19 protein-coding genes are annotated in these 23,600 nt (G+C 62.2%); 12 read left to right on the forward strand and 7 right to left on the reverse strand.

The annotated features are described in order from the left end of the window. Window positions 1-3: 3 nt before the first annotated feature. Window positions 4-2,601 (reverse strand): ATP-dependent chaperone ClpB, encoded by a 2,598-nt coding sequence (gene clpB / locus GC425_RS08430; RefSeq protein WP_257823089.1) that lies wholly within the window; start codon window positions 2,599-2,601, stop codon window positions 4-6. 246 nt (window positions 2,602-2,847) lie between these two features. Between clpB and dctP the strand changes: the two genes are divergently transcribed. From dctP to GC425_RS08445, 3 genes are read left to right on the forward strand one after another with little or no spacing between them, the layout of a single operon-like run. Next, the gene (gene dctP / locus GC425_RS08435) at window positions 2,848-3,939 is read left to right on the forward strand and encodes a TRAP transporter substrate-binding protein DctP (protein WP_257823107.1); all 1,092 of its coding nucleotides are present in this window, start codon (window positions 2,848-2,850) and stop codon (window positions 3,937-3,939) included. A gap of 4 nt (window positions 3,940-3,943) precedes the next feature. Continuing rightward, the gene (locus GC425_RS08440; RefSeq protein ID WP_151844686.1) at window positions 3,944-4,558 is read left to right on the forward strand and encodes a TRAP transporter small permease; all 615 of its coding nucleotides are present in this window, start codon (window positions 3,944-3,946) and stop codon (window positions 4,556-4,558) included. A 2-nt stretch (window positions 4,559-4,560) separates the two neighbouring features. Further along, window positions 4,561-5,856 (forward strand): TRAP transporter large permease, encoded by a 1,296-nt coding sequence (locus GC425_RS08445; protein ID WP_257823133.1) that lies wholly within the window; start codon window positions 4,561-4,563, stop codon window positions 5,854-5,856. 8 nt (window positions 5,857-5,864) lie between these two features. Here the strand turns inward: GC425_RS08445 and GC425_RS08450 are convergent, their stop codons facing one another. Beyond that, the gene (locus tag GC425_RS08450) at window positions 5,865-6,653 is read right to left on the reverse strand and encodes a helix-turn-helix domain-containing protein (RefSeq protein WP_151844688.1); all 789 of its coding nucleotides are present in this window, start codon (window positions 6,651-6,653) and stop codon (window positions 5,865-5,867) included. 182 nt (window positions 6,654-6,835) lie between these two features. Between GC425_RS08450 and GC425_RS08455 the strand changes: the two genes are divergently transcribed. Beyond that, the gene (locus GC425_RS08455; protein ID WP_151844689.1) at window positions 6,836-8,011 is read left to right on the forward strand and encodes an acyl-CoA dehydrogenase family protein; all 1,176 of its coding nucleotides are present in this window, start codon (window positions 6,836-6,838) and stop codon (window positions 8,009-8,011) included. Continuing rightward, the gene (locus tag GC425_RS08460; protein WP_151844690.1) at window positions 8,012-9,106 is read left to right on the forward strand and encodes a CaiB/BaiF CoA-transferase family protein; all 1,095 of its coding nucleotides are present in this window, start codon (window positions 8,012-8,014) and stop codon (window positions 9,104-9,106) included. Between the two features lie 62 nt (window positions 9,107-9,168). On the opposite strand, the gene GC425_RS08465 is transcribed toward GC425_RS08460, so the two are convergent. Further along, complete coding sequence (locus tag GC425_RS08465; protein ID WP_151842611.1) at window positions 9,169-10,074, reverse strand: carbon-nitrogen hydrolase family protein; 906 nt, start codon at window positions 10,072-10,074, stop codon at window positions 9,169-9,171. Between the two features lie 304 nt (window positions 10,075-10,378). On the opposite strand from GC425_RS08465, the gene GC425_RS08470 reads away from it, so the two are divergent. From GC425_RS08470 to GC425_RS08480, 3 genes are all read left to right on the forward strand, one after another. Continuing rightward, window positions 10,379-10,642: a hypothetical protein gene (locus tag GC425_RS08470; protein WP_257823151.1), complete on the forward strand. Its 264-nt coding sequence runs from the start codon at window positions 10,379-10,381 to the stop codon at window positions 10,640-10,642. Next, on the forward strand, window positions 10,639-11,880 hold the full coding sequence (locus tag GC425_RS08475) for an alpha/beta hydrolase (RefSeq protein WP_151844691.1): 1,242 nt from the start codon (window positions 10,639-10,641) through the stop codon (window positions 11,878-11,880). Before GC425_RS08470 ends, GC425_RS08475 begins: the two co-directional genes overlap by 4 nt. Before the next feature lie 79 nt (window positions 11,881-11,959). After that, the gene (locus tag GC425_RS08480; protein WP_370451992.1) at window positions 11,960-13,516 is read left to right on the forward strand and encodes a basic amino acid/polyamine antiporter; all 1,557 of its coding nucleotides are present in this window, start codon (window positions 11,960-11,962) and stop codon (window positions 13,514-13,516) included. A 34-nt stretch (window positions 13,517-13,550) separates the two neighbouring features. Here the strand turns inward: GC425_RS08480 and GC425_RS08485 are convergent, their stop codons facing one another. Together GC425_RS08485 and dnaJ are read right to left on the reverse strand one after the other, a co-directional pair. Further along, window positions 13,551-14,117, reverse strand: coding sequence for a heat shock protein transcriptional repressor HspR (locus tag GC425_RS08485; protein ID WP_151844692.1), 567 nt, complete (start codon window positions 14,115-14,117; stop codon window positions 13,551-13,553). Next, window positions 14,114-15,304: a molecular chaperone DnaJ gene (gene dnaJ, locus GC425_RS08490; protein ID WP_151844693.1), complete on the reverse strand. Its 1,191-nt coding sequence runs from the start codon at window positions 15,302-15,304 to the stop codon at window positions 14,114-14,116. The genes GC425_RS08485 and dnaJ overlap by 4 nt, the downstream gene beginning before the upstream one ends. Before the next feature lie 290 nt (window positions 15,305-15,594). Between dnaJ and GC425_RS08495 the strand changes: the two genes are divergently transcribed. From GC425_RS08495 to GC425_RS08505, 3 genes are all read left to right on the forward strand, one after another. Then, window positions 15,595-16,983, forward strand: a complete 1,389-nt coding sequence (locus GC425_RS08495) for an MFS transporter (protein ID WP_151844694.1) — start codon at window positions 15,595-15,597, stop codon at window positions 16,981-16,983. Between the two features lie 66 nt (window positions 16,984-17,049). Beyond that, window positions 17,050-17,934 carry a helix-turn-helix domain-containing protein gene (locus tag GC425_RS08500; protein WP_257823162.1) on the forward strand — a complete coding sequence of 295 codons (885 nt, stop codon included), beginning with the start codon at window positions 17,050-17,052 and terminating at the stop codon, window positions 17,932-17,934. Window positions 17,935-17,965: 31 nt separating this feature from the next. Then, window positions 17,966-19,411, forward strand: a complete 1,446-nt coding sequence (locus tag GC425_RS08505) for a hypothetical protein (protein ID WP_257823164.1) — start codon at window positions 17,966-17,968, stop codon at window positions 19,409-19,411. A gap of 41 nt (window positions 19,412-19,452) precedes the next feature. Here the strand turns inward: GC425_RS08505 and grpE are convergent, their stop codons facing one another. Next, window positions 19,453-20,133 carry a nucleotide exchange factor GrpE gene (gene grpE / locus GC425_RS08510; RefSeq protein ID WP_257823183.1) on the reverse strand — a complete coding sequence of 227 codons (681 nt, stop codon included), beginning with the start codon at window positions 20,131-20,133 and terminating at the stop codon, window positions 19,453-19,455. Window positions 20,134-20,201: 68 nt separating this feature from the next. Next, window positions 20,202-22,052: a molecular chaperone DnaK gene (dnaK, locus tag GC425_RS08515; protein WP_151844698.1), complete on the reverse strand. Its 1,851-nt coding sequence runs from the start codon at window positions 22,050-22,052 to the stop codon at window positions 20,202-20,204. 353 nt (window positions 22,053-22,405) lie between these two features. Between dnaK and GC425_RS08520 the strand changes: the two genes are divergently transcribed. Next, window positions 22,406-23,437 carry an alpha/beta hydrolase gene (locus GC425_RS08520; RefSeq protein WP_257823201.1) on the forward strand — a complete coding sequence of 344 codons (1,032 nt, stop codon included), beginning with the start codon at window positions 22,406-22,408 and terminating at the stop codon, window positions 23,435-23,437. The last annotated feature ends 163 nt before the right edge of the window (window positions 23,438-23,600 follow it).

The following is a 23,600-nucleotide window of genomic DNA, read 5'->3' on the forward strand; positions in this document are numbered from 1 at the left end:
CCCCTAGGCCTCGGCATCCTCGGGCGTGACCCCGTAGATGTCCAGCTGGGTTGCCCCGTCGTCGGCACCGCCGCTGACCGCCGTAGCGTCCACGCGGACCGTGTCGCCGTCGCGAATCTCACCGGCCAGCAGCAGCTTCGCCAAACGATCGCCGATTGCCTTTTGAATCAGACGACGCAGTGGGCGCGCACCATAGGCCGGATCGTATCCGCGCTCGGCAAGCCATTTCTTGGCTTCCGGGGACACGTCCAGGTCAAGGCGCCGGCCAGCCAGCCGCTGCGCCAATCCCTTCAGCTGAATGTCCACGATGGCCTCCAGCTGGGATTCGTTGAGCGCGTCGAAGATCAGCACGTCGTCCAGACGGTTGATGAACTCTGGCTTGAAGTGGCGCTTCACCGCCTCCATGACCTGCTCTTGTGTGCCGCCGGCACCCAGGTTGGACGTCAGGATCAGGATGGTGTTACGGAAGTCCACTGTCCGTCCCTGGCCGTCGGTGAGGCGACCTTCGTCCAGCACCTGCAGGAGAATATCGAACACATCCTGGTGTGCCTTTTCCACCTCGTCGAACAACACCACGCTGTAGGGGCGTCGTCGTACGGCCTCGGTCAGCTGACCGCCGGCGTCGTATCCCACATATCCCGGAGGAGCACCCACCAGGCGCGCCACGCTGTGCTTCTCGCCATATTCGGACATGTCGATGCGGATCATGGCGGTTTCATCGTCGAAGAGGAACTCGGCCAGGCCCTTGGCGAGTTCGGTCTTGCCCACGCCCGTCGGGCCGAGGAACAGGAAGGATCCGGTGGGCCGGTTGGGGTCGGCCACGCCGGCGCGGGCGCGGCGGACGGCGTCGGATACGGCATTCACCGCATCCTCCTGCCCGACCACGCGACCAGCCAGGATGTTCTCCATCTGCAGGAGCTTTTCGGTCTCTCCTTGCAGCATCTTGCCGGCCGGAACTCCCGTCCAGGCGGACACCACTTCGGCGACCGTGTCCGGGGAGACCTCCTCGGTCAGCATCATGTCCTCCTGTGTGGCGACCACGTCTTCGGCTTCCTTCAGCTTCTTTTCCACGTCGGGAATGCGGCCGTAGCGCAGCTCGGCGACCTTGGCGAAGTTGCCTTCGCGCTCGGCAATTTCGGATTCGCGGTTGAGGTGGTCCAGCTCCTCCTTCAGCTCGCGGAGGTTATCGATGCTTCCCTTTTCAATTTCCCAGCGGGCGGTCAGGCCGGCCAGCTTTTCCCGCTCGTCGGCCAGCTCCGCCTGCAGCAGTTCCAGCCGATCGCGAGAGGCAACGTCCGTCTCCTTGGACAGCGCCATCTCCTCAATCTCGAGGCGACGGACCACGCGCTCCACGTCGTCGATTTCCTCCGGGCGGGAGTCAATTTCCATGCGTAATCTCGACGCCGCCTCGTCGACCAGGTCAATGGCCTTGTCTGGCAGGAACCGGGAGGTGATGTAGCGATCGGACAGAGTGGCTGCAGCGACCAGGGCGGAATCCTGGATGCGCACGCCGTGGTGAACCTCGTAGCGTTCCTTCAGGCCGCGCAGGATGCCGATGGTGTCTTCCACTGTGGGCTCGCCCACGTAGACCTGCTGGAATCGGCGTTCTAGGGCGGGGTCCTTTTCGATGTACTTGCGGTATTCGTCCAGGGTGGTGGCGCCGACAAGGCGCAGCTCGCCTCGGGCGAGGAGTGGCTTAATCATGTTGCCGGCGTCCATGGCGGAATCGCCGCCGGCGCCCGCTCCAACGATGGTGTGGAGCTCGTCGATGAAGGTGACGATCTCGCCGTCGGCTTCCTTGATCTCGTCCAGGACGGCCTTCAGGCGCTCCTCAAACTCGCCGCGGTACTTGGCGCCGGCGATCATGGAGCCAAGGTCCAGGCTGATCAGGCGCTTGCCGCGCAGTGATTCCGGAACATCACCGGCCACGATGCGACGGGCCAGGCCTTCCACGATGGCGGTTTTACCCACGCCGGGCTCACCGATGAGAACGGGGTTGTTCTTGGTTCGACGGGACAGCACCTGGACCACGCGACGGATTTCCTGGTCGCGGCCGATCACTGGGTCAATCTTGCCTTCGCGTGCTCGTGCGGTGAGATCTGTGGAGTACTTGTCCAGGGCTTGGAATTGCCCTTCGGGTTCCTCGGAGGTGACCTTGCGGTTGCCTCGCACAGATTGGAAGGCGCTCTTGAGTGCCTCGGTGGTGGCGCCGCGGTCCTGGAGGAGCTTTGCCGCGGGGTCGTTGCCCTTGGCGATTCCTGCCAGCAGCACCTCGGTGGAGACGAAGGAGTCCCCCAGCTGATCGGCCAGTTCCTGGCCGGCGTTCAGCGCATTGACGGCGTCCCGGTTGAAGTTGGGGTTGGCCATGTTGGAGCCGGAGGCGCTGGGGAATCCGTTGACGATTCCGCGCGCGGCGGAGAGCACGTCGTCGGGGTCCACCCCGGCAGCCTGGAGCACGGGTTGTGCGATGGAGTCTTCTTGTTCCAGAAGGGCCACGAGGAGGTGAGCCGGGCGGATGTCCGGGTTTCCTTGCGCAACGGCGCTGCGCAGCGCGACCTGCATTGCCTCGCGGGTTTTGGTGGTAGGAGTGAAGTTCGACATTGTGAGTCCTCCTTAGTAACGGTGAATCTGAACATTCAACCTTGCGTTCACTAGGCTCAACCTTGATGCCCTTGAGTCTATTCCACTCAACTTCGTTTTCGCACTGTGATCTACCCCACAACATTGCCCCCATTGACATTTCTTTTCGGAAACTACTTGCCAAGCCTTGCGAAGGATGCTTCACTCTTATGTAAATCAGAAATAGTTTACGTATATAAGTAAACACTTCCCTGCTTGGAGGGGCTCATGAAGAACACACATCGTCGATCGCCCATCATCGCCGCCCTCAGCGTCACGATCCTCGCCGCCTCCAGCCTCACCGCCTGCTCCCTCAAAGAGAACAACGGCCAGGACAACCCCAACCTCACCCGCCTGACCATGGCCGATAATTACGCCCTCAAGCACCCTGTCGGCAAGGGCGGGACTCAACCTTTCCTCGACGCCATGACGGCCTCCGCCCAAGAAACCGGCATGACCATCGACTACTTTGCATCCGGACAGCTGGGCAAGCAGGCCGATATTCCGTCGATCGTGCGCAGCGGAAACGCTGACCTCGCAGTCATCGCTCCTGGCTATGTCAGCTCCACCTTCCCCTTAAGCGGCATTGGCGACCTCCCCGGCTTCGGCTCCGATTCCTGCGTCACCGCCTACGCCCTACGGGACCTGGTGATGCCCGGCGGGATTCTCTACGACAAAGAAATGGCTCCCATGAAGTTCAGACCTCTGTGGACGGGATCCATCCCCGGATACGAGGCCATGTCCGCCGGCATCGACCCCTCCAACCCTGATAATCTCCGCGGAAAAGTCCTTCGCTCCACCGGCGGCGCCTTAGATCGGGTGATTGACCAGATGCACGCCGCGGGCGTCGCTATGCCTATCGGTGACCTCTATGAGGCCCTGTCGCGCGGCACGGTGGAGGGCACCCTGGCCAGCCCCATCAGCATCACTCCATATGGCCTGGAGGACGTCATCACGGACTCAACTGAGGGCGCCGAGCAGGGCAATTTCACCTTCTTCTACGGGATCAACGTGGACACGTGGAACTCGCTGACCACGCAGCAGCAGGAGGCGCTGACGCACGCCGGCGAGCAGGCCCAACAATCCCTGTGCGAGACCCTCAACGGCTCTCGCGCAAAATCCATCGCGGCCATGAAGAAAGCTGGGGTGCGCTTCCACGACGTCGGCCAGAATCGCGCCCAGTGGGAAGCCCTTAACGAGCCGGTCAAGCAGTCCTGGATCAACGCCGCCGAATCCACCGGGCTAGCCGGCCACGAGGTGATGGACGCGTGGGAATCCGCGCTGAAGAAACACGCCCACCGCGCCACGAAACGAGGTTAAAACCATGCCACATCTGGTGATACATCCGGGCCACGACGGCACCGCCACCCGCACCCCCTACGGCTTTCGCACCACAGACCATCCCCGGCTGGATAAAATCCAGAATGCCATTTCTGCTGTGTGCACCTGGATTGCCGGCGCAGCCATTATCCTTCTGGTACTTATCACGGCAGCAGAGGTGTTCATGCGCGAGGTATTGAGCCATCCACTGGGATGGAATATCAGTCTCACGGAGAAATATCTTCTCCCCACGATCGCCTTCTTTGGGCTTATTGTTGCTTATCGCACGTCCACACACATTGCGGTGGAGACGATATTCACCAAGCTCCCTCGGCCCGTGCAGAAGGTCATTTTGGTGCTGATCCACGCATCGGTGGCTTTTTCCATGGTGATGCTGGCGCTGGCCGGGTGGAATGAGACGTGGATGGCGTTTTCTCTTCATCATCAAACTCTGCCGGGAATGGCTGATCTTCCGCTTCCCGATTGGACGTTCCGCGCTATCGTCCCCTGCGCCGCTATTCTGTGCGCTTTTCTTGCCGCCATTGATTTCTACCGCGAGGTCACAACCCCCTGGCACAGACCCTTCACTGATTACGACCCTGGCGAGGAAGGACACTAATCATGCTCGTCGTTGGAATACTCATTGTCCTCGTAGCCCTCATCGTTTTTCGGGTTCCGGTCAGTTTCGCGATCCTGGCCTCGGGCCTGCTCGGCCTCACTATTCTGGAAGGCTTCCCCGCCGCGTTACACACGCTCGAAACCTCGCCTTTTGCCGCGGTGCGCTCCAATTCCCTATCTGCCATTCCTTTGTTTATTCTGATGGCTCAATTGTTACTGATGTCCGGGCTGCTGGATTCTTTGTTCGACGCCGCGCGCTCCCTCATCGGACGCCTCCCCGGCGGAACGGCCATTGCCAGCGTGGGTGCCGGAACGGCGTTTGCCGCGGTATCCGGCTCCTCGACTGCGGCGGCTGCCACGCTGGCGCAGACCTCGTCGGTGCGCATGATGAAGGAAGGCTACGCGCGCGGCACAGCCACGGGGCTTGTTGCGGTAGTAGGCACTCTGGCGGCCATGATTCCACCGTCGATCATTCTGGTGTTTTATGCGATTACCGCAGAAGCCCCCGTGGGTCAGGTACTTATTGCAGGATTTTTCCCGGGGCTTTTGGTGGCCTGCGGCCTGATCATCACGATGTATCTGGGCTTTCTGCGCGATCGCTCGGTCGCACCGGCGGGGTCCAGTTCCACGCTCCGAGAGAAGCTGACGCATGTGTGGAAAGCCTCTCCCTTGTTGGTTATTTTCTGCGCGGTGGTGGGCTCTATTTTCTTCGGAATTGCCACCCCCACGGAGGCTGCCACACTGGGCACAATCGCCGCACTGATCCTGGTGGTTGCCAAAGGCAAGTGGGATCGGGACCAATTCGGCGTGGCCGTGTTGGAAACAGTGAAAACCTCCGCCATGATTTTCGCGATCATCATGACGGCGCACGTGCTGGGGGATTTCCTCACGCTGAGCCGCGTCACGCCACGCTTGGTGGCCAGCATTAGCGAGGCGGCGTGGCCACCTTTAGTGGTGATGGCGCTCATTGGTCTGGTGTATGTGGTACTGGGATTCTTTATGGATCAGATCGCGATTATCGCCTTGACGGTTCCCATGACCTTGCCCATCGTTGAAGAATTGGGATACGACCCCATTTGGTTTGGCATTTTCGTCGTCCTACTGGCAGAAACCGGAATGGTCACACCACCCATGGGCATTAACGTGTTCGTAGTCTCGAAGGCCGTCAAAATAAGCCCTGTCGTGGTCTTTAAGGGCGCATTCCCGTATGTGCTGGTGATGTTGTTGATCGCCGCGGCGGCGCTGTTGTGGCCGGACCTGGTGATGTGGGTGCCGAATCTCTCCAGCGCCTCCGGCTAACCCCCCGCCTACTGCTCCCACCGGCGGCGCGCATCGCGGAGCGCTGCGATGATCGTGTGGGCGTCGCGGGCAATTTGATCGGGCGCGGCGATAACCGCAACCGCGGCCACCACCCGCCCGTGCTCCTTCACCGCGATCGCCACGCCGTCGGCGCCGTTTTGGGCGATTCCCGGCGCGATGACCTCCCCCGTTTCGCGCAGGACGGGGTATTCGCGCTGGAAACGATTCAGCAGGTCAGCACTGATCTCTGCGTTGGTCCCTCCGGTGAGCTGGTGGTCGAGCAGCATGTCCCAGGCGGTGTCGGGGTCCAGCCCGGCGAGCAGCGCCCAGCCCGAGGACGTCTCCAGCGGGGGCCGGCGCAGCTTGTTCTGGGCGAGGTATTCGAAGGAGGGGTCGCTGGCGGCGTAGTCCACATAGTAGACGTTGTTGCCGACCAGCACGGCCAGCACCGCAATGTACCCCGTCCTACTCACGATGTCCTCCAGCATGTCGTGGGTGACGATCTCAATGGGACGACGCCCGGCTACCGTACTGAGCAGGTATGGCGCCAAACCTAAGGCGAATCCGCGGCCTCGTTCCTGGAGGTATCCCGCCGCGGTGAGGCCGTTGACCAGCGATTGCGCGGAGCTCACGGGCGCGCCGATGGCGGTGGCGATGTCGCTGAGGCCTTGGGGTTCGGGTGCTCGGGCGACGTGTTCCAGGATGGCGGCGATGCGATCGACGGTTCGGTGGCGCGGCCGGTGGGAGCCGCCCTCGCTGACGAAGGGAAAGCGCTGTGTGTTGTCCTGGGGCGGCATCCGCGGTTCACGTCCCTTTCTGGTGTGATGTCGTCTGTGTGTGCTGGCGCGACCGAGCTTTCTGAACGGCAATTATTGCAGCGTTGTGGGATATGTGAAAGTTTTACTTTCCTTCTGGAGATTATTCACCTACACTAGTACTTACTCAAATCCGTACTAGTTTACCTATATACGTAAGGATAATGACCGTGTCCACAACAGATCCACTCACCCTCTCCAGCTTCGATGGCCTCCTCGACGACGAGGAGCGCATGCTCCGCGACGCCGTCACGGACTTCGCTCACTCCGAACTGGCCCCCCACGTCCAAAGCTGGTTCGACGCAGGCACGCTCCCCGCCAAGGAACTCGGGCCGAAGTTCGGTGAGCTCGGCGCACTGGGAATGCACCTGGAAGGCTACGGCTGCCCCGGCGCCTCCGCCGTGAGCTACGGCCTGGCCTGCATGGAGATTGAAGCCGTGGACTCCGGGCTGCGCTCCTTCGTCTCCGTCCAGGGGTCCTTGGCCATGTTCGCCATTCACCACTGGGGCTCCGAGGAGCAGAAGGAAAAGTACCTTCCAGGAATGGCGGCCGGCACCACGCTGGGATGCTTCGGACTCACGGAGCCCGACGCCGGCTCTGACCCCGCCTCCATGAAAACCCGCGCCACCCGCGAAGGCGACGAGTGGATCCTCAACGGCACGAAGATGTGGATCACCAACTCCCCCGTGGCCGATGTGGCCGTGGTGTGGGCCCGCACGGAAGATGGCTACGCAGGCTTCATCGTGGAGAAGGGAACCCCTGGGTTCAGTGCGCCGGAGATCCACAAGAAACTCTCCCTCCGCGCGTCCATCACCGGCGAAATTGTGCTGGACAACTGCCGCGTGCCTGACTCTCAACGCCTCCCCAAGGTCTCCTCGCTGCGCGGTCCGCTCACCTGCCTGAATGAGGCGCGCTACGGCATCATCTGGGGCGCGCTGGGAGCTGCCCGCGACTGCATCACCACCGCGTTGGAGTACACCAACACCCGCCAGGTCTTCGGCAAGTCCCTGTCCTCCTTCCAGCTGTCTCAGGCGAAGCTGGCGGATATGTCCGTGGAGCTCAACAAGGGAGTGCTGCTCGCTCTTCAGCTGGGGCGCTTGAAGGACCAGCACAAATTGGAGCCGCATCAGGTCTCCGTGGGCAAACTTAATTCCACGCGCACGGCCATTGCCATCGCTCGGGAATGCCGTACCCTCTTGGGTGCCTCCGGCATCACGCTGGAATACTCGCCGCTTCGCCATGCCAATAACCTCGAGTCCGTCCTGACCTACGAAGGCACCGCGGAAATGCACCAGCTCATCATCGGTAAGGCACTAACTGGTGAGGAGGCATTCCGCTAAATGGGCGCATTAGACGGAGTGGTTATTGCGGATTTCTCCCGTGTGTTGGCAGGCCCCTACGCCACGATGATGCTCGCGGATATGGGCGCGGAGGTCATCAAAATTGAGCGCCCCGGCACCGGCGACGACACGCGCGCGTGGGGTCCACCGTTTAATGCCGACGGCGTGTCCACGTATTTCGCGGCAGTCAATCGTAATAAAAAGACCGTCCAGCTGGATTTGCACACCGAGGAGGGCCTGCAGAAAGCCACGGAGATTGCCGCGAAGGCCGATATTCTAGTGGAGAATTTCCGGCCCGGAACAATGGAGCGTCTGGGCCTGGGATATGAGGAGCTCAGCGCCATCAACCCCGGCCTGATCTACGCATCACTATCCGGATTTGGCAGCAATGCCGGCGCCGATATCGGCGGCTATGACCTGGTGGTTCAGGCAGTCGGCGGGCTCATGTCCGTCACGGGCGAATCCCCGGATAAGCCAGTGAAAGTAGGCGTGGCTCTGGTGGATGTTCTCACTGGCCTGCACCTGGGCATAGGCATTCTTGCCGCGCTGCATCACCGGCACGCCTCCGGCGAAGGACAGCGCATTGAAATTAACCTGCTCCAGGCGGCATTATCCTCCCTAGCCAATCAATCTTCCGCTTTTGTGGGAGCCGGAGTTGTGGGTACAGCGATGGGCAATAAGCATCCCTCTATTGCCCCCTATGAGGTATTCCGCACGCGCGATGGCGACCTGGCGGTAGCCGCGGGAAACGATTCCCTTTTCCAGCGCTTTTGCCACGTTATTGAACGGCCCGACCTTCCCGAGGATGAACGCTTTCAGACCAATACGTCCCGCGTTGCCCACCGGGATTCCTTGGCTGCCATCATCACAGACGCGCTGTCTAGTCGCGATGCGCAGGAATGGTTCAGATTATTGCGTGACGCCGGGGTTCCCGCCGGCCCAGTGAACTCCATTGATCAAGCATTTGAATTCGCCACAGACTTAGGGCTGAATCCCATCACAACCATCGATGGGTCACCCAGCGTAAGCAATCCCCTGACCTTTTCGAAAACCCCGGTGGAATATCGGTCGAAGCCACGCACGCTGGAGGGCTAAACGCCCTCGCTGTGCTCAACCTTCGGGGGTCTAAACCCCTTCGCTGTGCTCAACCTTCGGGGCTAAACGCCCTCGAAGTGCTCCGCACCTTCGCCGATCTCCAGATCCGTTCTGTGCCCCGCCAGCACCGGAACAGTCTCGCGGATCTTATCCACCCGGTTGGGGTCAATATCCACGGTCAGCACCTGCGCGGCATACCCTGTCTCTGCCAGGCGCGCGCCGTTCGGGCCGATGGCCACAGAGTGGCCGATGCCGGTAGGCCCGTCCGCGTAGCCGTAGCGGTCCGGCGAACCGGGGCGCGCCATGCCCGCGGCCACAAGATAGCTGGCAGAATCCAGCGCCCGCGCCATGGTGAGGGTGCGCCACTGATCCAGCTTCCCGGGCCCGTCCGCCCAGCTACTGGGCACGATCATGACCTTCGCGCCAGCAGACGCCAGGGCCGCGAAGTGTCCGGGGAAGCGGATGTCGTAGCAGGTCGCCAGGCCAATGGTGGTGTCTGCCACGTCCACCACCACGCGCCGGTCGCCGGGCTTCACGGTGTCCGATTCGCGGTAACCGAAGGCGTCGTAGGTATGGATCTTGTTGTAGTGGGTCACTCCGTTGGGGCCTGCCACGAGCAGTGTGTTGTGCACGCGGTTCACACGGTTTGCCTCACCGGAGCCTTCGGGCAGCTCTTCCACAATGTCACCGGCCGGCGTGCGGAACACAGTATCGGCTGGGGTGAACATCCCCACCACGGCGGTGGTCCCGTGCTCCTGGGCGGTCTCAATCACCGCTTGGGCGAAGGGGCCGTCGAGTGGCTGTGCCACAGTGTCGAGCCGGCCGTGGTCGAAGGGGAACATTGCGGCCTCGGGAAACACCACGAGGTCTGCGCCGTTAGCGGCGCCGGAGGCGATGTATTTGCGGATAATCGCCAAATTCGCTTCGACGTCCGGCTCTGCGTTCATTTGGATCACTGCGATGCGCATGGCCTCCAGCCTACGTTGTCCGTGGGCGTTGTGTGGGCGCCTCGCTTCCTACTCGGCCTCCTGCGACGCCGGTCCTGCTTACTCCACCCCAACAACATTAGGCAAACCTAACCCATAACGGCTGTGGAAAACTCCTCATCCAGACGAAGTTATCCACAGGCACGAAAACTTTTCTTCCCTAGCCCGCCGCACCCCGCTAGGGTGCAACCTACAGAGCTCACTGCACAGCACAACACGAGGGGGATTCATGCAGGCAGATGTCGCCGCGTGGCACGAACTAGGGCAGATCACACTGCTACCGGGGATGGTGATCACACACGCGCACACCATCAAGGACAACTCCTGGCGCATCGCCGCGGCTGCCCGGGAACTACGCGCCGCACCCACAGGGCGGGTGGCTGTTTTTGGGGAAGCTGGGCGTCGGTTATCAACATTCATGGCAGCATCCGGAACAATTTTTTCGGGCCAGGCAGAGGGATTGGGCGTGACGTCCGACTCGATCCTGCAGTTCGCCCGGGACGTTCAGGAGCACGACGCCCAAGCGCTCTGCCAGGGAGGCACACCGTGATTTCCATCTTCGACATTGAAACGGCGCCGACGCAGGAATTTTCGGGCAGCGCGGACACACTAAAACAGGTCGGGTCTACCACCCGCGCGTGCGCGCAGGACGTGCGCACCACCGCCACGTGGCAGGGCGGCGCGGCATGGTCGGGGGACGCCGCGGACGCCGCAAGCCACCGCACGCAGTCCACGGCCAACAGGACCGATTCCTTAGGTCTGGCAACCAGCGCGGCAGGGGGCGTGACCTCGATATTCAGCGCGGCACTGAAAGGGTTCCAGGAGGGGGCGGCCACCACGCTGGAATTGGCTCGAGGGTTGGGTTTCGAGGTCAGCGCGCACGGCGATGTGACCCCGTCTACCTGGCAGCTGGCCGCGGCGACGGCCGCTAGCGTGATCCCTGGGGGCGAGGGGGTCGCGGCGGCGATGTGGGAGATGGCGGCGGTGCTGAGCATGATTCTCAAGGGCATTGTGGTGGCAACGGCGGCGTCGGACGTTGCGGCGAGCACAGCGCTGGCGGGGCTCTCGTCGGCGCAAGCCTCCGCGCGGGAGCCGGAAGCGAATAAAGTTCCCTCGCCCGCCGCCGGCCCCGCCCCCGTGTCCCGCATTGATACCCCGACCGGGCCCGTGGTGACGGTCGGGAATGTGGAGTCCGCGGATCGAATCATCACGCTGGTCTCCGGCGTGGGCAGCAGCGCAGAATCGATGGTGCGGCAGAAGACCATCTGGGCAGAGCAGCAGGTCAGGGAGGCCGCCGGGCGCGGCGAAAAACTGGCCGTGGTGGCATGGCACGGGTACCAGGCGCCGAAGAATCTACCCGAAGGGTTCAGCCAGTTGCCGGCGAAGAAGGCCGGCCCAGCACTGCGGGAGTTCCAGAAGGAACTGCGGCAGAAGAATCCGCACGCGCAGCTGAAGGTCATGGGGCACAGCTATGGGTCCGTGGTGGTGGGCGAGGCAGCGCGAGACAAGTCCTTCCAAGCGGACGATATTCACCTCATGGGCTCGCCGGGCACCCACATTCCTCCGAGCGTTCCGCACACCGCGCAGCGGCAGCTGGGAGATAACATTTGGGCCACGGAAGGGGCCAGCGCGCTGGTACCACCGCTATGGAAGGGTCTTCTGGGGCATGGGCCGGATCCGGTGCCGCGCTCGGCGTCGGACGCGTGGGACAAACTTATGACGGGATACCTATGGATGCGCGGGGAGAATAATGCTCACTCCAGTTACCTGTGGGATGGGAAGCCGTGACGTCGCCGTCCGGTGTTGCGAGGGCGCACTATGGCCCATGTACCTTTTGAAGGTCGGATTTTTGAGGTACTTTGTCCAGGTGACTGTCTCAAGCAATGAGAATCCTCAGAACTCCCCAGCCAAGCCTGCCAGCGCGGAGGCACTCGTAGTCGACGACCCGCGCACCGTGCGCATGGGCACCCTCGTCAGCCTCATCGTCGGATCCTGCATCGGCGCGGGCATTTTCGCCCTGCCGCAGAACATCGCGTCGGTCGCCTCCCCCGGCGCAGCGATGATCGGCTGGGCCATCACGGGCCTTGGCATGCTGTGTGTGGCGTACGTGTTCCAGGCGCTGGCCCTGCGCAAGCCGCATTTGGATTCAGGCGTGTACTCCTACGTGCGGGCCGGCCTGGGTGATTTCGTGGGCTTCGCCTCGGCGTGGGGTTATTGGCTGGGCACGATCATTGCCCAGGTGGGTTATGCCACGCTGTTCTTCAGCTCGCTGGGCTTTTTCGTTCCGATCTTCAATGGCGACCATGCCCTGTTCCAGGCCTTCGCCGTGTCCGCGCTCACATGGACGATCTTTGCGGTGCTGTCCCGTGGTGTGCGCCAGGCCGCCATTGTGAACGTGGTGGCGACGGTGGCCAAGGTACTGCCGATCGCGGCGTTCCTGATCCTGACGGCATTCCTGGGCTTCAACACGGAAGTCTTCACGGCTGATTTCTGGGGCAACAATCCCACGTTCGGTTCGGGCGCGGATGAGCCTCACACCTTGATGCAGCAGGTCAAGGCCATGATGCTGTTCACGGTCTGGGCGTTCATCGGTGTGGAGGGCGCGTCCACGTATTCCAAGCGTGCGCGCCACCGTCGCGATATTTCGCTGGCCACGCTGCTGGGCTATGTGACGGTGTTCCTGCTTCTGACCAGCGTGTCTTTCCTGTCCTATGGCGTGGTCTCCCGCGAAGAGCTGGCGCAGATGGGTGACAACTCGATGGCGTCCGTCCTGGAACACGTGGTGGGACCGTGGGGCGCCGGCCTGATTTCGGTGGGTCTGTGCATCTCTGTGCTGGGTGCGTATGTGTCCTGGCAGATGCTGTGCGCGGAGCCGATTACCCTCATGGCGCAGGATGGTCTGATGCCGAGCGTGGTGGGCCGCACGAATGCGATGGGCGCGCCGTATATCGCGCAGTTGATGTCCGCCGTGGTGATTCAAGCGTTCATCCTGGTCTTTTACCTCAACGAATCCACGTACACCACGATGGTGCAGCTGGCGACGTCGCTGTACCTGGTGCCGTACGTGTTCTCGTCGTTGTACCTGTTGTTGCTCGCCACGCGAGGTGAGGGCCTGAATCATCCCGACGCCGGCCTCAAATTCAATATCTCCGGACCCGACGTAAAGCCCTCCACGAACACGCTTCATTTGGTGTTGGGTCTGGTCGCCTTTGCGTACTCGTGCTGGCTGTTGTACGCGGCGGAGTTGCACTTCGTGCTTCTGGGTACACTGCTGATCCTGCCGGGCATGGCGATCTACATGGTCACGCGTATCAAGGCGAAGGGGCGCGTGTTCAATGTCTTCGAGTGGTTCATCGCCGCGGGCATTGTGGGGTGTGCGGTGTTGGCGCTGGTGCTGATCGCGCAGGGCGCGATCAGTCTGTAGGAGCGCGGGCTCGTTAGTTATCCCGGCGCCGCCCTTAGTTATCGCGGCGCCGCCTCCGCGGCTCCCACATCACCACTGCGGTGGAGCGGGGAACGTGGACGATCTCGCCGCGGGAGCGCCCGCTGCGACCACTCGAGCTGGATGCGTTGTGGGCGGCGAGCAGCCGCTTCAGTTCCGCTTGGGTTTCCAGCAGGCGGCTTTGCAGCGCTTCGTTTTCCGCTTCCAGATCCCGAATGCGGTTCTGCTGGCCGATGATGGTTTTGATGCCGGCCAGATTCACGCCCTCTTCGTGAGAGAGGCGTTGGATTTCCCGCAGCTGGTCAATGTCGTCGCGGGAGTACCGTCGGCCACCGCCGCGGGTGCGTTCCGGGGTGACTAGTCCGATGCGGTCGTAGGTGCGCAGTGTCTGGGCGTGCATGCCGGTGATCTCTGCGGCCACAGAGATCACGAACACTTCGCGGGCATCTTTCTTCTGCCGCTTCCGGCCGTGCTCACCCTCGCGCCCCTGGCGACCCTCGTGACCACCGCGCTCCTGCCCGGCCCCGCGCTCGCGTCGCTCCCGATCGTGGCCTTTGTCAGCGTGCTCGTCGGTGGAACTCATGAGTTGCCCTCCCATCCTTCACGTGGGTCGAAGCCGCTGCGCTTTTCCTCTTCGGAGTATTTCCGCAGCGCACTCATCGCGCCTTCGTCGAGGTCCTTCGGCACGGTCACGTGCACGGTCACCAGCAGGTCGCCGCTGGCGCCGTTGCGTTTGTGCACTCCGTGTCCGCGGATGCGTAGCGTGGTGCCGTCGGCGGTGCCTTGGGGGATGCGCAGGCGAACTTTGTTGCCCAGCGTCGGCACGGTCACGGTCCCGCCGAGCACCAGTTCGTGGAAGCTCACGGGCACGTTGAGCAGCAGGTCGTCGCCGTTTCGGCTGAAGACCTTGTCCTTCTTGACGTGCACGGTGACGAACAGGTCGCCGGAGGGCTTGCCGCGTTCACCGGCGCTTCCCTGACCGGCGAGCCGCACCTTCTGGCCGTCCACCACTCCTGCGGGCACGCGCACGGTGATGGTGCGGGCCTGGGTGACGCGTCCGGTTCCGGAGCAGTCGGGGCATTGTTCGTCGATGATGCTGCCGGCTCCGCCGCAGTCCGCGCAGGGTCGGCTGAAGCCGAAGGCTCCGCGGTTTTCGCTGACCATGCCGCTTCCGTGGCAGGTGCCGCAGGTTTTCGGGGTGGTGCCGGCTTTCGCGCCGCTTCCGTGGCAGGTACCGCAGGGGTCGGGTTTCGTCAGGCGGATGGGGACGGTCACACCCTTGGTTGCCTCGCGGAACTCCAGGGTGATTTCTGTTTCCACGTCGGCGCCGCGCCCGTTGTCTGTCCGACGCTGCCCGCCGCGTGCCCCCGCACCCGCCGCGGCAGAGGCCCGGCCGTCGTCGCCGAAGAGGTTGCTGAAGATGTCTCCGAATCCGCCGGTGGATGCGGCGCGTCCGAAGACGTCGGAGGGGTCGAAGCCTGCGCTGGAACGGCCGGATGAGGTGAAGTTGGAGAAGCCGTTGAAACCGCCGGAGGCGACCATGCGTTTGAACTCGTCGTATTCGGCTCTTTTGTCTTTGTCGCCGACAACGCTATAGGCTTCGGACGCTTTCTTGAAGCGTTCCTCGGCTGCCTTGTCCCCTGGCTTTTTATCGGGGTGGTCTTCACGGGCGATTTTCCGGTATGCTTTTTTGATCTCCTCCGCGCTGGCCTTGGAGTTAACCCCAAGGTCACGGTAGTAATCCTTGTCTGCCCACTCGCGCTGAGCCATGCCAGCCTCCTTTCCTAAGTTGAGTGTACCGCGCTGAACTTTCTTGATCTACTTAGGCTAACGTTTGGGGTTTGTCTTTATTCCCCCGCTGCCACTCTCTCAGACACCCACCTCCTCGCCATGGGGGTACACAATGCACAGCTTTCCTGAAAGAAAGATAAGAACACGCTTCTGATCAGTAGCGTCGCACGAGCTTACGCAGTGCTTTTTCAGGCCTTGCAGACCATCCGGCTGTGCTATTTCCATGGAGTGAGTCATCACAATTGCTCATCACCAATGAGGTACTCCCCATGGACCACTCACCAACACCTACGCACCGTACGCTCTCCCGGCGCGCCACTGTGGTGATGCTGCTGACGGTCATCCTTCCCCTCATTGACTCCAGCCTGGTCAATGTCCTACTACCGACCATCAGTCGGGAGTTCCACTCCCCCGAAAGCGACCTTCAGCTGGGCATATCTGGTTATATGCTCGCGGCCACCGTCGGCATCATCCTGTCCACCACCTGCATCCGACGCTGCGGTTCTCGTCGAGTCTGGTGGTGCTCCATTCTGATGTTCGCTGCTACCTCAGCCTTCGTGGGTGTGGCCCCAAACATCCCCCTGTTTTTCATCGCCCGGATCCTCCAAGGTGGCGCCTGCGGATTCATCATGCCCGCGGTCCAGGCTCTCATCGCGGATATCGTTGGGCGGGACAATATGCGCTCGGCCTTGGCCACCATCGGCTTGCCGGCGGTTGTTGCACCTGCTGTAGGGCCTCTCCTTGGCGGGGTGCTGGTGGATGCTGTGGGGTGGCGCGCTCTCTTCCTTATTAATGTGCCCATCGCCTGCGTTGCACTCGCTCTCGCGCCTGGGGCGTCAGCAAACACGCCGGGCGTCGTATCTTCTCGGCAGCACGGCACGACCCCGCTAGGCATCACCCAGGCCATCCCGGCAATCTGTGGCATGGTCGGCCTGTTGTGGACGATCACATCGGTGGGACAGCTGCCACCCGGAGTTCTTGCGTTGATGCTGCTGGTGTCCTGCGCATTCATTGGTGTGTTTTGGGTGCTTGATATTCGATCGGACGCGCCACTACTGGACATGTCCCTGTATCGCCACGGTCCGTTTGCGGGCGCCATGCTGCTCAGCACAATTGTGGGCACGGTGTTTTATGGCACGCTGCTCTCCACGTCCTTGCACGTGCAGTCTTCGCTGCAGCAACCCGCCTGGATCGCGGGCGTGGCACTAGGCATTCAAGGACTCGGCGCGTGGGCTGCGCGGCGCCTAGTCAAGGGACGCTGGGCGGAGTTCAACGCGTTTAGCCTCATCGGAACCGGGCTTGTGGTCGCGGCAGTGGGAACGGTGGGGATCCAGGCGGTGAACTCGTGGGGCGCGGTCAGCCTTGTGGCTATCTGCGCGGCGTCCCTGGTTCGCGGCCTTGGCTTGGGGGTGTGCACTCTGTTATCGCTGTCTGCGGCGTATGAGGTGGTGACGGACGCGCAGGCCCCCGCAGTGGGAGCGCACAGCCGGCTCATGCTGCAATGCGGCGGCGCGCTAGGCACGGCGGCGGTCGGGGTGTGGGCCGGTGCTGCGTGGTCTTCGCTGGGACTGGGTCTGTGCATCGCGGCGGCGTGCGGGCTGGGAGCGGTCGCGGCGTTGCTAGTCAGGCGTACTGTCCTTTTAAAACACCCCGCATAAAACACCCCGCATAAAAAACAACGTTTCTGTTGCGAAAAACCCGATTGCGCCTTAATCTCTGGTTTTATGCCAGATCCACGTCAGGAGGCAGCGGCGTTCGGTCCTCGTCTCCGTCATGTTCGCTTGGACCGAGGCCTGTCTCAGAGCGGCCTCGCGTCCGGCATTTGCTCACCGAGTGCCATCTCACGCTGGGAAAATGGAGTGGGCCTGCCGACGGCGGAGACCGTGGAGGCACTTGCGCATCGTCTGAACATTGACGTACATCTTCTGGTTGGACACGGTTTCGACTCCCGCCTCGCCGAGTCCACCGACAGCTTCGCCGATGTGCTCGCCCTCGCGCTCGGCGAGCTGCCGTCGCACGAATCCTCCTCCGCGATGGTGTCCTGGATCGTGCGGGTGCAGCAGGCTCTGACGTACCTGCGCGCGGAGGATATCCCCGCCGCCCGACGCCTCATCGACGATCTCGCCGTCGCCCCACTCACCTCCTCCACCCCGGCGGCGTTGGGCAGCGTCGATATTCTGGATGCGCTGGCCACCCTGCTGGATCATCCCTGCACCGGCACCATCTCGTCTCTGGTGGAGACCCTGTCCTGGGCCAAGAACGCCCCGGGGATCCTGCGCCGCGAGGCCCTCGATGTCGCCGTGGCCGAGCTGGTCGTGCAGGACATGCCGATCGCCGCCCGCGACGCCGTAACGCGCGTGGCACCGTCGCACATCACCCTCACCACGCAGGCACTGCTGACCTGCGCTGATTCCGTTTCCCCCGACGCCGCCGCCGCGTCCCTTCCTCCCGCACATCCCCAGGCGACTCCCCGTGACCTTGCCTTCCGCGCGTGCGCGCACCTGTGTAGCACGGGGGCGTCTGCGGAAGATCTTGCGGAGATGGCTCGGGTGCTCGCACCCCAGGACATGCTGCTGCGGCGGTGGGTGACGTGGGCTCGGCGCACCTGAAGAATCTGACACTTTTCCGTAGGCTTGCACTATGAGTAAGAAGTCGTGGTTTCGCAGGTGGCTGTCCGGCAAGGTGTCTGGAGCCCGCGAGTCCATGGGCAGCTCGGAGCAGGTTGAGCGCGAGCAATCCCAACCCGAGCAAGCGGAGCGCCAGCAAGCTGAGCGTGAGGATCCGGAGCACAGCCCGACCGAAGGTGAGCAGGCCGAATGCAGCGAGGTCGAAGACGAGCAAGCCGAACGCAGCGACAGTCGCCCGAGCGAGAGCGACAACGATAACGAGAGCGACAGCCCGCAGACCTACCCCGAAGCACCGCATGAGCAGACCGATCTCACGGAGTTCGCGGTCTCCCACGCCCTCCACGAACTCAGTGCACCGCACCCCCACTACTCGGGGCTGACGGTCGAGCAGGGGCTCGCGATGGAAGAACACATCATCGCCACCAGCCAGAATTGCTTCGAGGCTACGCCAGAGTTCCACGAGAACACCGTCAGCATCGACGGCGACACGGTGGATCTGGAGCCGTTGGTTATGCGCTTGGCGTCGAATAAAAAATTCGACGAGTTCATGCCCACGATCGTGGAGGAGTTCCTCACCAGGAAACGGGCCAGCACCGTCATCCGCAAGCTCAGCGACCTGGACTTTTACCGCGGAATACGCGTGCGGATCAGCCCCATTGACGAGCTGCTGAGTCACGATTGGGCGCTCGACGCCCTCGAAGACACCGAGTGGATCGAAGGCGAAGCGATTCCCGAATACCTGGAATCCCGCGAGTTTCCTGTCCGTCCGTGGAGCCCCTCCACCGTCATCCGACTGTGCGTGAAGCACCGCGGCATCATCCACAACCTCACGCCCGAGCTGCTGGAGGACCGGGATAGCCTGCCGGAGCTCTGGCATATGGGCTACCGGAATCTGTGGCAGGAGCTGGTGGACTCGGACCTGCACGTGGGAAGCAGCGAGGATCTGGAGGGCAAACCACTGACCAGCCTCAGCTCCCCGCACCCGTCCATGGTTCCTGGCGGCGAGCTGGACTCGTCCTGCTGGGTGTTTCAGGGAAGCAGCTCCTTCGTGGGGTCCCTGCCGCTGTTCCTGGACGAGTTCATGGAGCGGATGCTGCCCGACGTGGACATTTCCGCCGGCATGATTTACGGAACCCCCCACAAGAACATGACCGTGGTCTCCGAGGTGGGGTCCGGCCCGAGCGTGGCCGGGTCCATGAGCGTGGTGTTCACCCTCACCGCGGAGAACCACGGGCTGCACCCCTCGCCGCTCAGTACGGAAGTGAATGTGCTGCACGACGGTCAGGTGGAGCCGATTAAGCAGGTCAGTTCCGAGCACGTCGACGGCGGACGCAGCGTCCGCTTCGAAATCCAGCCGCCCGAGTACTTAATTAAGCGCATCATGGAAGGGATGCAGGGCGGAGGCTTCGACGACGGCGATGGTCGCGACGGCACTGACGGCCACGATGACGACGAGTAAAGCCGCCGCGGCGCAATGACCGTGGCGGCGTAGCGCTAGCGCTACTGCGGATCGGCGATGATGACCATCGCGTTGCGCAGCACACGCTCGTTGAGCTTGTAGCCTCGGCGCAGCACCGTGCCGATGACCTTCTCATCTCCAGAGGAGAGATCCTGCACGGCCTCGTGAAGCTCCGGGTCAAAGGCCTCGCCTTCAGCACCGAAGGCTTCGACGTTGATGGAGGAAAACACACCGTTGAGCTTGTCGGATACCGCCTTGAGCGGCCCATTCAGGTCGCCGTGCTGGGCGGCCATCTCTAGGTCATCAAGGATCGGCAGCAACTTGCTGGCCACATCCGCCTTCGCGGTCTCAATGACCGCCACGCGATCCCGCTCCACGCGGCGGCGGTAGTTGGTGTACTCCGCCGTCACGCGCTGCAGGTCCTCGGTGCGCTCAGCCAACTCCGCTTCCACAGGTGATGGTTGCGCGTCAGCCTGATCGCTGGCGGCGTCGGTTCCCTCGACTCCCTCGGCGGTCTCGCCGTCAGCCTGACCTCCAGCCTCACCATCGGCCAAGCCCTGGTCATCCGCAGGGTCCTGCGGATTGCCCTGGCCAACCTCCACGCCATCGACGTCACCAATCTCCACGCCATCCAGCGCGTCGTTGATGTCCGACTCCAGCTGCGGGTCAATCTGAGGATCGTCCTGGTCGCTGTGCCCGTCTGGGTTTACTTGATCTGCCATGTTCTAGCAGCTCCTCACTTAAGGGTGAGCCACTCCCTCATGCGAGTGGCTCTGGTTACGGGTGTGGCTTACTTCTTGTCGGAGTCAGCGTCGTCCTCGTCGACAACCTCGGCATCCACAACATTTGGATCAGCCTCAGCGCCCTCGGCACCAGCAGCAGCGCCTTCGCCTGCGGCGGCCTCAGCCTCGTAGAGGGACTTACCCATCTCCTGGGACTCAGCGGACAGCTTCTCCACCGCATCCTTCACGGCCTCGATGTCGTCGCCCTTCAGCGCCTCCTCGACAGCCTTCGCAGCGTCCTCAACCTTGGTCTGCAGGTCCTCGGAGACCTTGTCCTTGTTGTCCTCAACGAACTTACGGGTCTGGTAGACCATGGACTCAGCGGAGTTGCGGACCTCCTGCTCCTCGCGGCGCTTCTTGTCCTCCTCAGCGTGAGCCTCGGCGTCCTTCACCATGCGGTCGATCTCCTCCTGGGACAAGCCGGAACCATCCTGGATGGTGATGGTGTTCTCCTGGCCAGTGCCCTTGTCCTTCGCGGAGACAGACACGATGCCGTTGGCGTCGATGTCGAAGGTCACCTCGATCTGAGGCACACCGCGTGGAGCTGGCGCAATGCCACCCAGCTCGAAGGAGCCCAGCAGCTTGTTGTGAGCAGCCATCTCACGCTCACCCTGGAAGACCTGGATCTGCACGGAAGGCTGGTTGTCCTCAGCCGTGGTGAAGGTCTCGGAACGCTTCGTTGGGATGGTGGTGTTGCGCTCGATCAGCTTGGTCATCACGCCACCCTTGGTCTCAATACCCAGGGACAGTGGGGTCACGTCCAGCAGCAGCACGTCCTTCACCTCGCCGCGCAGCACACCGGCCTGCAGAGCAGCACCCACAGCAACAACCTCGTCTGGGTTCACGCCCTTGTTAGGCTCCTTGCCGCCGGTCAGCTCCTTCACCAGCTCGCTCACAGCGGTCATGCGGGTGGAACCACCCACCAGAACCACGTGGTCGATGTCCTTCACACCGATCTCCGCGTCCTTCAGCACAGCCTCGAACGGTGCCTTGGTGCGATCCAACAGATCCTGGGTGATCTTCTGGAACTCGGTGCGAGTCAGGGTCTCGTCCAGGAACAGAGGGTTCTTGTCCTCATCCACCGTGATGTACGGCAGGTTGATGGAGGCCTGCTGGGAGGAAGACAGCTCAATCTTCGCCTTCTCCGCAGCCTCACGCAGACGCTGAACAGCCATCTTGTCCTTGGACAGATCCACGCCGTGAGCGGACTTGAACTTGTTCACCAGCCAGTCCACGATGCGCTGATCCCAGTCGTCACCACCCAGCTCATTGTCACCGGCGGTGGCGCGAACCTCAACCACGCCGTCGCCGATCTCCAGCAGGGAGACGTCGAAGGTACCACCACCGAGGTCGAAGACCAGGATGGTCTGCTCCTGCTCACCCTTCTCCAGGCCGTAGGCCAGCGCCGCTGCGGTTGGCTCGTTCACGATACGCAGAACATTCAGGCCGGCAATTTGGCCTGCGTCCTTCGTGGCCTGACGCTGGGCGTCGTTAAAGTATGCAGGAACGGTGATGACCGCATCCGTGACGTCCTCGCCCAGGTAGGATTCAGCGTCGCGCTTCAGCTTCATCAGCGTGCGAGCGGAGATTTCCTGTGGGGTGTAGTCCTTGTCGTCAACATTCTTAGTCCAGTCGGTGCCGATGTGACGCTTGACGGAACGGATCGTGCGGTCGACGTTGGTGACTGCCTGGTTCTTGGCAGACTGGCCGACCAGGACCTCGCCGCCCTTGGTGAAAGCAACGACGGATGGGGTGGTGCGTGCACCTTCGGAGTTGGCGATAACTTCAGCCTCGCCACCCTGCAGCACTGCAACTGCGGAATTCGTGGTTCCGAGGTCGATTCCTACTGCGCGTCCCATGATGTGTTCTCCTTTTCCTTTGGTTTCCTGTGGAAGTTCATTATTGAGTGTTACTCACTCAACCCATGCGCTCCATTGTGCTCATTTTTCTCGAGACGTCAAGCGGGATTGAGTGATTCTGACTCAACTTCGTGACATCAAGCATAACCGTGAGCCGCACACACTTATTCCCGCCAGTCCGAAAAAAATCGAACATGCAGGTAGGAAGGCCGTTTTTCGACTGGCCACTGCCGCAATCCTTGCCACGCACGCTTGCACCACACGTGAACAAACTTGAGTCACACATGAGCAACGCTTGAGTCACGCGCAAGCAATTCGTGAGCCATGTAGGCCCCAGGCGCTATTGTGAACGCATGAGTATTGCTATGCGTTGGGAAGCTTTTAAGGCACGTCGGCGGGCATCTTCTCGGTCATCTGCATCGTCAGCTAGCCCTGCCGCGAACGCTGAGGCCCTGATCGCGCCGCAACCTGACGAGCCCCCACACTCCCTCCGCCAGCATTTCGCGGTCTCCACTCGCACCCTGACAGTCGCCGACTCAAACTTCGACATCTATTCCGTCGCACCCATGAAGTTCGGCGGCGATCACGGCGCGGAGTCGGAGGCCTTCAACGAACTCGCCCCTGCCGATGCCGCCCGCCAAGCCATCCTCTACGTCCTCCCCGGCGGCTTCGCCCAGCCGATCAAGAAGCGCAATTGGGACTTCATCGCCACTCTCGCGAACGCGGGCTACCGGGTGGACAGTCCGCTCTACGGCCTGATCCCGCAGCATTCGGTCCAGCACGGCGTGCCGCTGATCCTTGAGTCCTACACGCAGCTGATCCGGGATCACGGCGCGGAGAATGTGCATGTCATCGGCGATTCTGCCGGTGGTGGCCTGGCCTTGGCTGCACTCACGAGCCCCTACTGGACCGCCGATGAGCGCGAGCAGCTGAACCTGCCGCCCGCCAACACTCTGGCGCCGCTTCCAACCCCGCGCTCGCTGCTCCTGAACGCACCGTGGGTCGATATCGCCCTGTCCAATCCCGCACTTGCCGACGTTGCGGATCGTGACCCGTTGCTCGATCCTCTTACCCTCCGACGCCAAGGCGCACTCTGGTCGCGCATCTCTTCCCCGTCGGGCACTCATGATCTCAGTTCTGAGCACCCCGCCGTGTCACCCCTTTTTGTGGGTAACTCCACCCTGCAAGAAGCTTTGAGTGGCACCGAAGTACACATCTGGTGTGGCGACGCCGACATCAGCCTCCCGGATGCCCGAGCCCTTGCCCAAAAAACTGGCGCTGAACTGCATGAAGTTACCGGTGCGCTCCATATGTTCCATCTCGGAAACACTCCAGAAGGCAAGGCGGCACGGCGGTCGATTGTGGAAATTATTGACAGATTGTGATCTTCATCACGGATTTTAATGGCGGAATGTAGTAGCTCACCGCGCAGGTGGTCATTTTCGCAACACTTTTGTTGTGTATTAAAGGGGGTTAGTGCAGGTCAGTGAACTTTTCCATAACTACAAAAAGGGTCGTCACCCCTGCTAAAGTGCGGTCGTAAAGTAA

Origin of the sequence: Corynebacterium sp. zg254 (assembly GCF_024701495.1) — a bacterium.
Taxonomy (GTDB): Bacteria; Actinomycetota; Actinomycetes; order Mycobacteriales; family Mycobacteriaceae; genus Corynebacterium; species Corynebacterium zhongnanshanii.

What these genes read in the sequence shown, in the direction of transcription:
- clpB (WP_257823089.1), bottom strand. Translation starts at nt 2,601, where the DNA reads ATGTCGAACTTCACTCCTACCACCAAAACCCGCGAGGCAATGCAGGTC.
- dctP (WP_257823107.1), top strand. Translation starts at nt 2,848, where the DNA reads ATGAAGAACACACATCGTCGATCGCCCATCATCGCCGCCCTCAGCGTC.
- GC425_RS08440 (WP_151844686.1), top strand. Translation starts at nt 3,944, where the DNA reads ATGCCACATCTGGTGATACATCCGGGCCACGACGGCACCGCCACCCGC.
- GC425_RS08445 (WP_257823133.1), top strand. Translation starts at nt 4,561, where the DNA reads ATGCTCGTCGTTGGAATACTCATTGTCCTCGTAGCCCTCATCGTTTTT.
- GC425_RS08450 (WP_151844688.1), bottom strand. Translation starts at nt 6,653, where the DNA reads ATGCCGCCCCAGGACAACACACAGCGCTTTCCCTTCGTCAGCGAGGGC.
- GC425_RS08455 (WP_151844689.1), top strand. Translation starts at nt 6,836, where the DNA reads ATGACCGTGTCCACAACAGATCCACTCACCCTCTCCAGCTTCGATGGC.
- GC425_RS08460 (WP_151844690.1), top strand. Translation starts at nt 8,012, where the DNA reads ATGGGCGCATTAGACGGAGTGGTTATTGCGGATTTCTCCCGTGTGTTG.
- GC425_RS08465 (WP_151842611.1), bottom strand. Translation starts at nt 10,074, where the DNA reads ATGCGCATCGCAGTGATCCAAATGAACGCAGAGCCGGACGTCGAAGCG.
- GC425_RS08470 (WP_257823151.1), top strand. Translation starts at nt 10,379, where the DNA reads ATGGTGATCACACACGCGCACACCATCAAGGACAACTCCTGGCGCATC.
- GC425_RS08485 (WP_151844692.1), bottom strand. Translation starts at nt 14,117, where the DNA reads ATGAGTTCCACCGACGAGCACGCTGACAAAGGCCACGATCGGGAGCGA.
- dnaJ (WP_151844693.1), bottom strand. Translation starts at nt 15,304, where the DNA reads ATGGCTCAGCGCGAGTGGGCAGACAAGGATTACTACCGTGACCTTGGG.
- GC425_RS08495 (WP_151844694.1), top strand. Translation starts at nt 15,595, where the DNA reads ATGGACCACTCACCAACACCTACGCACCGTACGCTCTCCCGGCGCGCC.
- GC425_RS08500 (WP_257823162.1), top strand. Translation starts at nt 17,050, where the DNA reads ATGCCAGATCCACGTCAGGAGGCAGCGGCGTTCGGTCCTCGTCTCCGT.
- GC425_RS08505 (WP_257823164.1), top strand. Translation starts at nt 17,966, where the DNA reads ATGAGTAAGAAGTCGTGGTTTCGCAGGTGGCTGTCCGGCAAGGTGTCT.
- grpE (WP_257823183.1), bottom strand. Translation starts at nt 20,133, where the DNA reads ATGGCAGATCAAGTAAACCCAGACGGGCACAGCGACCAGGACGATCCT.
- dnaK (WP_151844698.1), bottom strand. Translation starts at nt 22,052, where the DNA reads ATGGGACGCGCAGTAGGAATCGACCTCGGAACCACGAATTCCGCAGTT.
- GC425_RS08520 (WP_257823201.1), top strand. Translation starts at nt 22,406, where the DNA reads ATGAGTATTGCTATGCGTTGGGAAGCTTTTAAGGCACGTCGGCGGGCA.